Origin of the sequence: Dysgonomonas sp. GY75 (assembly GCF_015234155.1) — a bacterium.
In the GTDB taxonomy this organism is placed as follows: domain Bacteria; phylum Bacteroidota; class Bacteroidia; order Bacteroidales; family Dysgonomonadaceae; genus Dysgonomonas; species Dysgonomonas gadei.
The window spans coordinates 595,645-609,413 of the sequence record NZ_JADCLQ010000012.1 but is presented as its reverse complement, the minus strand read 5'-3'; the positions used below and the strand labels follow the sequence as shown (position 1 = coordinate 609,413).

The window sequence follows — 13,769 nt, the reverse complement described above, 5'->3', positions numbered from 1 at the left end:
ACAAGAAAATCTTATTAAATAAAACCTTTTAAACAAATTATATGATAAGAGTTGTAATTTTATTATTTATTATATTCATTGTAATTAATGAATCTAATGCCCAAGAATATCAACTTGTAAGTATGAATTATCAAGAGTTGACCAGTATTAGGGAGAAGATTAGAAAAGGAAATTCCCAGTCACAAAAAGCATATCAGCAACTTTTAAAAGATGCGGATGCTTTATTAGATGTCATTCCATGTAAGGTCATAGATGGAAATATACCGCCATCTGGTGATAAAAATGATTTCTATTCCTTAAGTAAATATGCTTGGACAGAGTCAAATTCTAATGGAGAGTTGTTGTCTGTTTTGAAAGATGGGCAAGTGAATCCTAAAGCCGAATCTGATGCTTATGATATGGATAGGTTGAATTTGATGGTTGAGCAAATAGAGACATTATCATTAGCTTGGTTTTATTCTCAGAATGAAGAATATGCTAAAAAAGCCTCTAATATTTTGAAAATTTGGTTTATTGATCCTGAAAGTAGAATGAATCCTAATTTTAAATATGCTGCATGCTTATCAGAAGATAGTAAAGAAGGAATGGCAACTGGTATAATATTTGGTGTTGTTTTCATAAAGTTGATAGACTATGTAAAATTATTAGAAATCTCTAAATATTGGGCTGATTCAGATGATCGAGCATTAAAGAGTTGGTTTGCTGAATTATCTACATGGCTTTTAAATAGTAATCAAGGAAAGTCTATTAGAAAAGCATCAAATAATCAAGCTATATGGTATATTACTCAACTTGCAACATATTCTTTATATATAGGAAATACTGAAGAGTTGGAGCAAATGATCACTTTAGCAAAAGAGCAAATAAAAAAGCAAATAGATAGAAATGGACGTTTTCCTATGGAATTAAAAAGAAATCAATCTTTAAGATATTCTATATATTGTTTACAAGGATTTATTACCATGGCTACCATATCTTCATACACAAATAATGATTTATGGAGTTATAAAACAGAAGATGGTAAAAATCTCAAACTCGCATTTGATTATCTTATTCCTTATATTTCAGGTTCAAAAGAATGGGCTTTTGGAAGTAAGCCGCAAAAGATTGCAACAACAACAGCTTTATCAGTGGCGCGTGATTTAGCGAACGTCTATGATGATTCCGTTTACAAAGATATGATAATGAAACTTCAGAAGAGAACTTCGTCCGTGTCCAGAATAACATGGTTGATGGGAGAAAACAACTATTAATTTATTAGTATAATATTCCTATGTCCCACACCCTCCACCTCACCCCTACCTCTTCCAAAGAAGAAACCTACAGATCCCTCCTTCCCCAACTAAAAGCATTACTGGAAGGAGAGAGTGATACTATTGCCAATTTTGCCAATATATCATCAGCATTGAAGATGACATTCGGCTTCTTCTGGGTTGGCTTCTATATTGTAAAAAAGGATGAACTCGTCCTCGGGCCATTCCAGGGAACAATAGCCTGTACCCGTATCAAGTATGGAAAAGGAGTTTGCGGAACAGCATGGAAGGAAAAGAGAACAGTTATAGTAGAAGATGTAAATCAGTTCCCCGGGCATATTGCCTGCGATGCCGCTTCTCAATCCGAAATAGTAGTACCCCTGTTCCATCACGATGAAGTTATTGCTGTACTTGATATAGACAGCGAGCATCTGAATCACTTTGATGAAACAGATGCCTATTATCTTCAACAAATAGTTAAACTGTTGGAATCCTAAAATCCGGTTACTTTATCAGAAAGGGAACAATAGCGGTAGTACTAATATCATTACTATTCCCATAATTAATTGTAGAGGCAATCCCACCTTTATATAATCTATGAATGTATAACGCCCGGCACTCATTACCAATGCATTTGGAGGTGTTGAGAATGGAGACGCGAAACACATACTCGCAGCTACTGCAACAGCAAACAGGAACGGATATGGACTGACGCTCATGCTTACCGCAGCTTTGAGGGCTATAGGAGTGAATAGCACGGCTGTTGCTGTATTGCTAATAAACATGGTGAGCAATGATGTACAGAAGTATATTCCTGCTAACAGGGCATAAGGGCCAAAGTCTCCTAACTTACCAACCAGCCCACCGGAAATTAGCGTATCTACTCCCGTGTTCTGGAATGCTGTAGCCATAGGCAGCATAGCCCCGATGAGTACTACACTTTCCCAATTGATACTGCCGTAGGCTTCTTCCATGTTTCTTAAACAGCCTGTGACAACCATTGCCACTGCCGCCAGTAGAATTGCTATCACAGATGGAACAATCTCAAACACCATGGCTATTACCATTAATATCATGATAGCCGCAGCTATAGGGGCTTTCTGATCTAGTGTTACCTTTGCAGCTTCCTTTAAGGGTTGTCCCACCAGCACGAGGTCGTCCTGCCTGTCATCGAGGTTTGCGAGGTCTTTCCATGTACCCTGTATCAAGAGTGCATCTCCCGAATGCAATTTTGCATCTTTAATATCATGCATGCGATATTCATTCTGCCGCTGAATACCAAGTACATTTACATTATATTCCTCTCTGAACTGAATCTCTGAGATTGTCCGGTTTATAAGTTTGGAATTAGGCATGATAAATATCTCGGCAATACCTGATTCCTGAAAATCAGCAAAAGGATAATCTCCGTTTGTTTTCTCCAGATGCAGATGATTTTCGGAAACGAATCTCTCTATATCTTCAAGACTTCCATGACAATATAATATATCACCTTTCTGTATCGTTGACTTTGGACCAGCAACTTCTTCAATGACATTCTTCCTGAATCTGGAATTGCCGACTTTTCGTACTATCTTACTGATACTTACATTGTAATGTGTCGCTATTTTTAGTTCGGCAAGAGTTTTGTCCGATAATGGTGTGTCATTTTTTACTTCTATCCTGTATGATTGGTTTTGCAATTCATACTCCATAGCCAGTTCGACCAATGATTTTCCCTGTTTCTTTTTTGTTGCAGACGCGTCACTTTTAGATATTAATAATTTACTTAGAAAGAATAAAATAATAACTCCGACTCCCAGAGCGACAAATCCGATAGGAGCAAAAGAGAAGAATGATAAAGCTTTATATCCTGCATCTACCAAGGCATTATTAATGACCAGATTGGGAGGGGTACTGATTAGTGTAAACATCCCCATACTGCTGGCGAAGGCTAATGGCATCAGGTATCTGCGTGGACTGATATTGGCGCTTGTAGCCATACTGACAATAATCGGCATCATTACAGCTACAGTACCTGTATTGCTCACAAAAGCACCTATCGAGGCTGTTACAAGCATTACGAGTATGAATAGTTTATTTTCGTTGCTTCCCGCCGTTTGCAATATCTTACTACTGATAACCTTGGCTAGTCCGGTACGGAAGATTCCGGCGCCTACGATGAAGAGCCCGATCATCATTATGACGACAGGATTCGAAAATCCGGCCAATGCTTCTGATGTATCCAGTATTCCGAAAAGGACCAATGCCAGTAGGGCACATACAGCCACGAGGTCGGAACGGACCTTTCCCCGCATGAAGAAAATGGATGCCGTAATAAGAATTGCCAATGTAATATTGATAGGGGATAGTAAGGAGGATAATTCCATATTTAAATATATATTATATGATATATTAAGCAGTTTGTTTCTCGAATGTACGCAAAGATAAATAATCCTTTAGCTCAAAGCGAATACTTTTAAGTAAGAACGTTAAAAAGATAAGAATTGTTTATCTTTTTTCACGTTCATTAATCAGGTATTATTTTTCAGCAAACCAATTTAGAATATAACTTATGAGTAGGCTTCAAATTTTTATTCTTTGCAAATCTTCACTAAAAAAGACTGACAAAATGGGAATTAATATGTAATTTTGTCAGGTTTTATCTACTGTTTAACAGTTGACGGTAGGCAACTATTAGCCATATTTGTAGCCTAATGTGTTGAATACTTATGATATATAACCTATAAACTTGTAATTATAATGGCAAAACCGGACATCCAACAAGTAAAGCAACGCTTCGGTATCATCGGGAATAGTCCCGATCTGAACCGGGCTATAGATATTGCCCTTCAGGTGGCTCCTACCGATATGTCGGTATTGGTGACCGGGGAGAGCGGAGTAGGGAAAGAGAATTTTCCACAGATTATTCATCAGTTCAGCCATCGTAAACACGGGACATATATCGCAGTCAATTGCGGTTCTATTCCCGAAGGAACGATCGATTCCGAACTTTTCGGACACGAGAAAGGGTCTTTTACCGGAGCAACAGGTGAGCGGAAAGGATATTTTGAGGTAGCTAACGGAGGTACTTTATTTCTCGATGAGGTAGGGGAGTTGCCTCTGTCTACTCAGGCTCGCTTATTACGCGTACTGGAAACAGGAGAGTTTATAAAAGTGGGTTCATCTAAAGTGGAGAAAACCGATGTACGTGTTGTTGCCGCTACCAATCTGGATATGGTGACTGCTACCCGTAACGGGCGTTTCCGTGAAGATTTGTACTATCGTCTTAACACAGTACCTATCCGTATTCCGGCACTTAGGGACCGGAAGGATGATATCCCCTTGTTATTCAGGAAATTTGCAAGCGATTGTGCCGAAAAGTATAGTATGCCTCCGATCGTGCTAACCGATTCTGCAAGACAAATGCTAAAAGAATATTACTGGCCCGGCAATATCCGCCAGTTAAAGAATATTACAGAACAGATTTCGATAATTGAGCAAACGAGGGATATAACTCCTGATATACTGAAATTATATCTTCCGGCCAATGAGGTAGGGCTTATCCCTGTAGGTACAATAAATGCGAGTGAACAGAAAAATTTCAATAACGAGCGGGAAATATTATATCAGGTATTGTTCGATATGAAGAAGGATATGAACGAGCTGAAAAAGATCGTTCATGATATCGTGGCCGGAAATATGAAGCCCGGAGATATCCTCTCTTCTCCTGTGGTAAACAGTAGTGAAAAGCCTCTTACGCCAATGGTTGTAAATCAGGCAGACAGGACCTCATCTTTGCCTATCAAAGATGACGGACATACCATAATACCTGCATCTACAATTGCCGATGCCGATGTGATCGAGGCTCCGGAGTATGAGGAGGAAACGCTTTCGTTACAAGATGTAGAAAGGGATATGATTATAAAAGCACTGGAGCGGCATAATGGGAAACGCAAGAATGCAGCTCAGGATCTAAAAATATCGGAGCGTACATTATATAGAAAAATAAAAGAATATAATCTGGAAAATTTATGAAAAAGGTATTACTGTCACTTTTCTTTGTCGTGTTGTTTGCCGGCTGTACGGTGTCTTATAAATTTAATGGGGCATCTATCAACTACGCCGAAACACCAACAATCGATATACGCGATTTCCAGAATCAGGCACCTTATGTATATCCTCCGCTGACTCAGGTATTCAACGAGCGAATGAAGGATGTATTTACCCGTAATACGAAACTGCAATTCACCTCGATTAATCCGTCGCTCGAGATTGAAGGGGAGATTGTTACATATGAATTGACACCTTTGTCGGTAAAGGAAGATAACTTCTCCGCCGAAACACGTTTGACATTAGGAGTGAAGATGCGTTTCAGAAATAATAAGAATCCGCAGGAAGACAAAGAGGAAACGATTACTGCTTACCGTGACTTCTCCAGTAGCCTGATGCTTACCGATGTACAGGATGGATTGATTGACGAGTTGACGAAAGATATTGTAGATCAAATTTTTAATGCGACAATGTCTAATTGGTAGAAAAAAGTAATTAATAATTAAGAATGATGAATTAAGAATTTCAAATCAATTGAGATTTTATATCCTATATTTCTGAATAATTCATCATTCTTAATTCATCATTCTTAATTCATCATTTTTAATTGAAAAAGTGGATATTCAACAATTCTATAAATTAACCGAAAAAGGCGTAAATCCTTCGCAAGAGGATATACAGCCCTTAAGGGCTTTTGTTGAAGAATATCCATATTCACAGACGGGTATATTTACTTATCTGAAGTCTGTATATTTATTTGAGTCTGAAAGTTTTCAGGAAGAACTGGGTAAGTTAAGTATTTTTGTAAACGACCGTAAGGCTTTATTTTACTATATTTTGAGTGATGAGTATGACTCGTTTTTCCGTCAGACGGGAAAAAATGAGGTGAGTGAAGATAAAACCAGTCTGTTACTGAATGCTTTTTTCGAATTGAAAGGAAATAATGATGCGGATGCAGATCTGGAGTATAGTATATCACATTCAAGTCTCGCTACTACAGATTACTTTACTTATATGCAGGTGACTTCTGTAGCGGAGAGTGAAGATATCCCTGCTGATAAAGAACCGTCAAGCCTCAAGCATCAGAATATCATAGATACATTCATTACCCGTTCGGAGATGGAAGGCGGTATCCGCATACAAATAAGCGGAGACGACGAGCCTTTGTCGGATGATACGGAAAAAACGGATGAAAAAGATGATGAACTGGACGAAGATGTATTTTTTACCGAGACATTGGCTAAAATCTACATAAAACAGAAGAAGTATGAGAAAGCATACAAAATTATTAAACACTTAAGTTTGAATTATCCGAAAAAAAATATTTACTTTGCAGACCAATTGAGTTTTTTGGAAAAACTGATTATAAATTCGAAATTTAAAGATACAAAATGATTACACTTATTACTGTATTAATTGTAATTGCAGCGATTGCCTTAGTACTGATAGTTCTTGTTCAAAATTCTAAAGGTGGTGGCCTTTCATCAGGTTTCTCATCATCAAACGCCATTATGGGTGTTCGTAAAACTACCGATTTCCTTGAAAAAGCAACTTGGGGACTAGCCGGTTTCATCATGGTGATGAGTATAGTTTGTGTTATGATCAGGCCGAAAGCGACAACTACTCTTCAACCGGAAGTAGGCGCCCCTGCTCCTGTTAATACAGGTGCTCCTGATATGTCGACAACACTGCCTGCCATACCAAGCAACACTGCGCCTGCACCTGCTACAGAGCAGCCAGCGACACCTCCTGCTGAATAATCTCAGACTAGAATATAATTAAGATATTTGAAGGCTTCTCGCACGAGAAGCCTTTTTTGGTGATATAAGTGCATGTATTTGCCGGATATTTATCTATACGGTTTTAGGAGTTCTTTGAAAGATTGGATTGGCCTCCTAAATGCACCAAGGGGGACTTACTATGAGAGTAAAAAGTAATATGTAGAAAAGTGTTACTTTTGTTACCTTTTGAAGAAAGGTACAAGTAAACAAGATACGAGATACAAGTTGTTGACTGATGACTGTTTACTGTTTACTGAAACAAGTGTTACCTTTGTTACCTTTTATATAGTACCCTTTGTGTAACTCTTTGTGTCTCTTGTGGTAAAGAGTTTTAACCACCAAGTGCACGAAGGAAATCACAAAGTGTACAAAGGCTAAAAAAACTGTTACATGTGTTACCTTTTGAAAAAGTTACAAGTAGACAAGATACGAGTAAACAAGATACAAGTTGTTAGCTACTAACTGATGACTGTTAACTGATATATCTGTTACCTTTGTTACTTTTTAACTATATATGGTTAAAATATGTAATTTTACGGAAGGCTATAATTCTGTATATGTTGGTATATCGGCAAGATAATCGAATGTTTGCGTGCTGTAATCCATCCGGCAACAGTAATGGCTAAGTCCGTTGGATACAATCAGGTATTTTACTTTCAGTACGATGTTATATCTTACTATCTGGTCGAAAACAGCCTGAGTGATTTCCACATCCGGCGACTTATATTCGACTATGACCAAAGGGGAAATCGTTTTATCGTAGACGATGGAATCACACCTGCGTTTCTGGTTGTTCAGGTTGATTTGTATCTCGTTAGCTATTAAAGCCTGCGGATATCCTTTCTCTGTGATCAGGTAATTAATGAAGTGCTGGCGTACCCATTCTTCGGGTGTAAGTGTCACAAACTTACGACGTAGCCTGTCGAAAACGCTAAGTCTTCCGTCCGTTTTTTTTACATTTATATCGAAAGGGGGCAGATTTAAATCCAACATTTGTTACCTTTGTTAATCCTGTACAACAAAAAATAAAAGATACTTGTTTTATCTTCGAAACTGTTTAAATTTTGGTCAATGAAATATTTTGAATCTAAAATGGCTCTTATCTTGTCAGAATTTTATCGTTTAGCCCGCTAAACTCAAAAATTTTGACTTCGAAATAGCTCATTTTATCTTTCAAAATCATATTCTTGAAAAATTAAAACAGATTCTTAAAACAAAAGTAAAGTTAATATGAAAACAAAACAAGAAATTGTAGACAATTGGCTTCCAAGGTATACAAAAAGGCCGTTAGAACAGTTTACCAAACATATATTACTTACTAATTTTGCAAAGTATGTAGAGGTGTTTGCCAGTCATTTCAATGTGCCTATTGTGGGTCTCGATGGTAATATGCCGAATGCATCGGCTAATGGCATTACCATTATTAATTTTGGTATGGGAAGTGCCAATGCAGCTACTATAATGGACTTACTGAGCGCGGTTGAACCCGAAGCCGTATTGTTTTTAGGTAAATGCGGAGGGATAAAGAAGCATAACAATCTGGGAGATTATATATTGCCTATCGCGGCTATCCGGGGAGAAGGAACATCGAACGATTATTTTCCGCCCGAAGTACCGTCTTTGCCGGCTTTCAGCCTGTTGAGGTCGGTGTCGTCAACTATCCGTAATCACAACCGAGATTACTGGACGGGGACAGTATATACCACCAATCGCCGGGTGTGGGAATATGACGATGTATTCAAAGACTACCTGAGGCGGATTCGTACAATGGCTGTGGATATGGAAACAGCGACATTGTTTACCTGCGGGTTTGCTAACCAGATCCCGACCGGAGCATTGCTGTTGGTATCTGACCAGCCAATGATTTCGGACGGTGTGAAAACTGAAAAGAGTGACAGCCTGGTCACTAAAAGTTTTGTGGATGAGCATGTGCTTATAGGCATAGAGTCTCTTACAACACTGATAAACAACGGGCAAACCGTTAAACACCTGAAATTTGAATAAGGACTATGACTTTTGAGCAAATTATAGCCGATATAAAAGCCCGTAAATTTAAGCCTGTTTACTTATTAATGGGTGATGAGCCGTATTACATCGACGAGATAACAGATATGCTGGTAAGCACTGTCCTGCCCGAGGAAGAAAAGGACTTTAACCAAACTATCCGCTATGGAATGGAGACAGATGTGGCTTCTGTTATTACTATGGCGCGTAGTTTCCCGATGATGTCCGATTATCAGTTGATTGTTATAAAAGAAGCTCAAAATCTGAGTAAAATAGAGGAACTGGAGGTTTATGCAAAGAATCCGCTTCATACAACCGTCCTTGTACTCAACTACAAGAACGGGACGCTGGATAAACGTAAGAAGCTGTATGCGGAAATAGATAAGAACGGTATAGTGTTCGAGTCGAAGAAGATACCGGAATATAAAATACCCGCCTTTATCTCTTCTTACATGCAACAAAAAGGGCTAACTATAGATGCCAAATCGGCGCAGATGCTATCCGATTATCTGGGAAACGACCTGAGCAAACTAACTAATGAGGTAGCTAAGTTGCTGATTGCCATGCCGAAAGGCCAGGTACAGATTACTCCTAATCTGATAGAAGAGAATATTGGTATAAGCAAGGATTTTAACAACTTCGAGTTGCTAAAGGCTGTTATAGAAAAGAATACATTCAAAGTGAACCAGATAGCGGATTATTTTGAAAAGAATCCCAAGAACAATCCTTTGATTGTGACATTGGTAGTTCTTTTCAACTTCTTCAGCAACCTGATGATATGCTACTGGGCAAAGAATAAAACAGAGCAGGGTATCGCTGCCGAACTGGGATTCAGGAATCCATATCAGGCAAAAGATTATGTTGCGGCGATACGCAACTACAATGCTTTTAAATGTATGGAGATACTTAGCCTGCTGAGAATATACGACGCCAAGTGCAAAGGGGTGGATAATGTATCCACACCCGACGGGGAGTTGCTAAAAGAGTTACTGTATAAAATAACACATTAGTCTGCCTTATGAGAAAGAGCCTTATATCCATTTTGTCGGCTTTATTATTACTAAGTATTACTATTAGAGCAAATGACCCGCTAAGGAAGGAGACATATACTTATTCCGTAAAAGGGACAGATACCCTTCGTCTCGATAAATATGATTTGCCCGGGTCAGGAAAAGTAAAGCCATGCATCGTTTTTATGTTTGGAGGAGGTTTTGTCGGCGGGGTTCGTGATAATAAGAATTACATTGGGTATTTCAACCATTTGGCGAATAAGGGCTTTACCGTAGTCTCTATTGATTACAGGCTGGGTATGAAGAACCTGAATACCCAAGACCCGATGCGTATCGTAGCCGCTCTTAATAAAAGTATATCTATGGCAGTGGAAGACCTCTTCGATGCCACGGCTTTTGTAGTGGATAATGCCGGAGATTGGAATATTGATAAGGATATGATTGTCGCCAATGGTTCCAGTGCAGGTGCCGTATCTGTTTTACACGGCGAATATGCTATCTGTACCCGGGCAAAAGTAACGGAGAAACTTCCGGCAGGCTTTAATTATGCCGGGCTTATCTCTTTTGCCGGCGCAATATTCAGTATAGACGGGGAGTTGCAGTGGCAGACACCCCCTGCTCCGATGCAGCTGTTCCATGGCGATGCCGACAGTAATGTGCCTTATGATAAGATAGAACTCTATAACTACGGCTTTTACGGATCGAAATATATTGCAGGGCAACTTAATAAGATAGCTTCGCCTTATTATTTCTTTGATGTGAAAAATGCGGCGCATGAAATATCAGAGAGTCCAATGACTTCCAACTTACAAGAGATAGACAGCTTTCTTGAAAAATATGTGGCTGGCAGGCAGCCACTTATGATTCATACGGAAGTACAGCAGATCGGTAAACCGGAAATGAAGAAAGACTTTGAGATGACAGACTATATAAAGACCAATTTTAAGTAACAGATTCCTCTTCTAAGGAAACGCCTCTTTAAAATGCAGGCTTGTCGGCAGATAGTGAGGGGCTACCACCTTCTATATATGGCCATTCGTCTTTATCCCATTTTACCTGGTCCAGCAATAATACACGGCCTTTAGGATTTTCCACATCTACTCCATGATAGAAGATCCAGTCGTTTCCTTTCTTGTCCTGTACTATCTCGGAACAATGGCCATTGCCTACGAACCGGGAATTGGAGCCAATGACAACTGAATATCCGTTGTTCATCATGTCTTTTCCCGATTTATCCACATATGGGCCAAATAGAGATTTGGATCGTCCTACAACAAGTTGGTAGGTGCTCTTTATTCCTTCGCAACAACTGCCAATGGACGCAAACATATAATAGTACTTTCCTTTCTTGTAAATATATGTTCCTTCGAAAGCAGTTCCCGCTATCCGCTTTTTGGCGGCGTCCAGTTTCAGGCTTAGGCCATCCTTACCCAGTTCAATGGCATAAATACCTCTGAAGCTGCCCCAGAAAAGGTATTTCTTGCCTTTGTCTTCTATATAGAACTGGTCGATGGAGTTCTGGACGTCTATATCCTTGCTTTGGAAAAGCTTTCCTTTATCGAGGAACGGCCCTTCCGGTTTATCGGATACGGCAACACCGATGCCGCATGTCCATTCGCCGCCCCATACCGACATGGAATAGTATAGGACATATTTTCCATTGATGTAGTTTATATCGGGCGCCCATAATCCGCCTTTCGGTTCGAAATTAGGGCGGGTATTATTTGTAAAAGCAGTACCGGTGAATGTCCAGTCAGTGAGATTATCTGACTTGTAGATAGGTATATTGCGGGTATTTTCGGTTGCATATAAGTAAAAGCTGCCATCTTTGGTCTTGATGATAGTAGGATCGGGAAGGCTGGTATTAATTACCGGATTGTGATATGTATTAGGGTTCTGAGCTGATGTATTAATACAGATAGATTGTATTAGAAAAAGGATAATGCAAAGTAATAATGGTTCAGTTTTCTTCATAATATACAAATTGGAATTCTTCAAATAGGAACGGATAAATGTTCAGGACGCTTCAAATATAATGCATATATTTTGAAGTATAGAAGCCATTAGTGTACAAATGAATATGGGGGATTAAGATTGACTAGAAATTACCTTTCGCTGGTTGAAATTTACTATAAATGGCAGCTTATACCGTTTATCCTACACAAATTCATCGGGCAGGTTAACCAGATATAATTTTGAACTGGCCCGGGTGATTGCAGTATATAGCCACCGGTAAAAGTTTACGCCAAGATGTTCTTCCGAGATATAGCCTAAGTCGAGAAATACATTAGACCATTCTCCCCCCTGAGCTTTATGGCAGGTTACAGCATAGGCAAATTTAACCTGCACAGCATTATAATAGGGATCTACTTTCAGTTTCTTCATCTTGCCTGCACGGGTAGATATATCGGCATAGTCTTCCATTACATTTACGAATAGTTCTTCGGAGCGTTCACGTGTAAGTCCTGCCACGTCGGAATGAAGCGTATCCATCAGTATTTTTATCTCCAGTTCTATATCGTAATCGATACTCTTTACCAGTACATCGCGGAAACGGAAGCCATACAACTCCTGTTCTCCGCGGACACGCAGTACTTCTACTATTTCGCCATTGGCAAGAAAGTCAATACCTTCAGTATTCTCAGTCCAGAAGTAATTGTTCTTAGTAATCATCAGCATATCGCCGGCAGAGAGTTCTTCTTCCCGGTAGAGTATGCGGTTTCTTACACCCTGATTGTAGATGTTGGAGCGTTTATTAGAACGCGAAATAATCATAGTATTCTCCAATCCGTCACGGTCATAGGCAGCAGATATTTCATCTATAAGATCTTCTCCCGATATACGGACAATGTCTATGAACTTTTTCAGCTTTAGCTTGGGATAAGCTTCTGTTTTCCCCTTGTTAAGCGCATTCCGGATGCTGGTAGCATTATATAATATACCGGAACTTTCGGCTTGACGGACGATTTGTGATAACATAGCTTCCCGCACTTCCAGTCCGTATCCGGTAAGTACATCGGTTTGTAATGCCGGGCTGTCGTCTTCGCCTACTGGCGGTAGCTGGGCAGAGTCGCCGATCAATAATAACCGGCAGTTTTCTCCCGAATAAACGTAGTGAATAAGGTCATCGAGTAACCGTCCCGTGCCAAAAACGGATGAATCGAGCCCATTGTTGCTTATCATAGAAGCTTCATCGACGATGAATAAAGTATCTTTATGCAGGTTATCCATTATTCCAAAACTACCGAAATCACCGGAATACTTTTGCTGGCGGTATATTTTCTTATGAATAGTGAATGCAGGGTGGCTGGAATATGAAGAGAAAACTTTGGCGGCACGTCCCGTAGGAGCGAGTAAGACAGTTTTTTGCTTAAATTCGGTCATTGTTTTTACTAATGCCCCTAAAAGGGAGGATTTGCCCGTACCAGCATAACCTCTCAATAAGAATAAAGATTCCTCTTTCTGTAAAAAAAGAAAATCCACGATCTTTTCCAAAGCATTATCTTGTTCGGAAGTAGGTTCGAATGGGAAATTCTGCTTTATCTTATCCAGAAAGAATTTATTGATCATAATGGAGGGTTAAGTGAATTGAAGGTCAAAAATAGTGGATAAAAATATCTTTTTCTAACTTTGTACGTATTAAATCAGGAAAATGTATCAATCTTTATAAAAAGATTTATCTATATATT

The 13,769-nt window shown here is 39.2% G+C and carries 13 protein-coding genes; 9 read left to right on the top strand and 4 right to left on the bottom strand.

Annotation, left to right across the window (positions count from 1 at the left end):
• Positions 1-41 precede the first annotated feature (41 nt).
• Together IR083_RS08035 and IR083_RS08030 are read left to right on the top strand one after the other, a co-directional pair.
• Positions 42-1,253, top strand: coding sequence for an alginate lyase family protein (locus IR083_RS08035; RefSeq protein WP_006798709.1), 1,212 nt, complete (start codon positions 42-44; stop codon positions 1,251-1,253).
• A 20-nt stretch (positions 1,254-1,273) separates the two neighbouring features.
• Positions 1,274-1,750 carry a GAF domain-containing protein gene (locus IR083_RS08030; RefSeq protein WP_194223906.1) on the top strand — a complete coding sequence of 159 codons (477 nt, stop codon included), beginning with the start codon at positions 1,274-1,276 and terminating at the stop codon, positions 1,748-1,750.
• A 15-nt stretch (positions 1,751-1,765) separates the two neighbouring features.
• On the opposite strand, the gene IR083_RS08025 is transcribed toward IR083_RS08030, so the two are convergent.
• Entirely contained in the window at positions 1,766-3,595 is a 1,830-nt protein-coding gene (locus tag IR083_RS08025) for an SLC13 family permease (RefSeq protein ID WP_194224033.1), read from the bottom strand.
• 400 nt (positions 3,596-3,995) lie between these two features.
• Between IR083_RS08025 and IR083_RS08020 the strand changes: the two genes are divergently transcribed.
• From IR083_RS08020 to secG, 4 genes are all read left to right on the top strand, one after another.
• A complete protein-coding gene (locus IR083_RS08020; RefSeq protein WP_194223905.1) occupies positions 3,996-5,270 on the top strand; it encodes a sigma-54 interaction domain-containing protein in 1,275 nt (424 codons plus the stop codon).
• Positions 5,267-5,770 carry an LPS assembly lipoprotein LptE gene (gene lptE / locus IR083_RS08015; RefSeq protein WP_194223904.1) on the top strand — a complete coding sequence of 168 codons (504 nt, stop codon included), beginning with the start codon at positions 5,267-5,269 and terminating at the stop codon, positions 5,768-5,770. The genes IR083_RS08020 and lptE overlap by 4 nt, the downstream gene beginning before the upstream one ends.
• Positions 5,771-5,900: 130 nt before the next feature.
• Entirely contained in the window at positions 5,901-6,680 is a 780-nt protein-coding gene (locus IR083_RS08010; protein WP_194223903.1) for a hypothetical protein, read from the top strand.
• Entirely contained in the window at positions 6,677-7,045 is a 369-nt protein-coding gene (secG, locus tag IR083_RS08005; protein ID WP_006798703.1) for a preprotein translocase subunit SecG, read from the top strand. Before IR083_RS08010 ends, secG begins: the two co-directional genes overlap by 4 nt.
• Positions 7,046-7,609: 564 nt before the next feature.
• Here the strand turns inward: secG and IR083_RS08000 are convergent.
• Positions 7,610-8,059, bottom strand: a complete 450-nt coding sequence (locus tag IR083_RS08000; protein ID WP_194223902.1) for a type I restriction enzyme HsdR N-terminal domain-containing protein — start codon at positions 8,057-8,059, stop codon at positions 7,610-7,612.
• Positions 8,060-8,296: 237 nt separating this feature from the next.
• Between IR083_RS08000 and IR083_RS07995 the strand changes: the two genes are divergently transcribed.
• The 3 genes from IR083_RS07995 to IR083_RS07985 are packed head-to-tail and all read left to right on the top strand — an operon-like array spanning position 8,297 to position 11,030.
• On the top strand, positions 8,297-9,070 hold the full coding sequence (locus IR083_RS07995; RefSeq protein ID WP_006798701.1) for an AMP nucleosidase: 774 nt from the start codon (positions 8,297-8,299) through the stop codon (positions 9,068-9,070).
• Between the two features lie 5 nt (positions 9,071-9,075).
• Positions 9,076-10,080, top strand: a complete 1,005-nt coding sequence (gene holA / locus IR083_RS07990) for a DNA polymerase III subunit delta (protein ID WP_194223901.1) — start codon at positions 9,076-9,078, stop codon at positions 10,078-10,080.
• Positions 10,081-10,088: 8 nt separating this feature from the next.
• On the top strand, positions 10,089-11,030 hold the full coding sequence (locus IR083_RS07985) for an alpha/beta hydrolase family protein (protein WP_194223900.1): 942 nt from the start codon (positions 10,089-10,091) through the stop codon (positions 11,028-11,030).
• A gap of 28 nt (positions 11,031-11,058) precedes the next feature.
• On the opposite strand, the gene IR083_RS07980 is transcribed toward IR083_RS07985, so the two are convergent.
• Both IR083_RS07980 and IR083_RS07975 read right to left on the bottom strand, forming a co-directional pair.
• Entirely contained in the window at positions 11,059-12,054 is a 996-nt protein-coding gene (locus IR083_RS07980) for a family 43 glycosylhydrolase (protein WP_194223899.1), read from the bottom strand.
• 183 nt (positions 12,055-12,237) lie between these two features.
• Positions 12,238-13,650 (bottom strand): ATP-dependent RecD-like DNA helicase, encoded by a 1,413-nt coding sequence (locus tag IR083_RS07975; RefSeq protein WP_194223898.1) that lies wholly within the window; start codon positions 13,648-13,650, stop codon positions 12,238-12,240.
• Positions 13,651-13,769 lie beyond the last annotated feature (119 nt).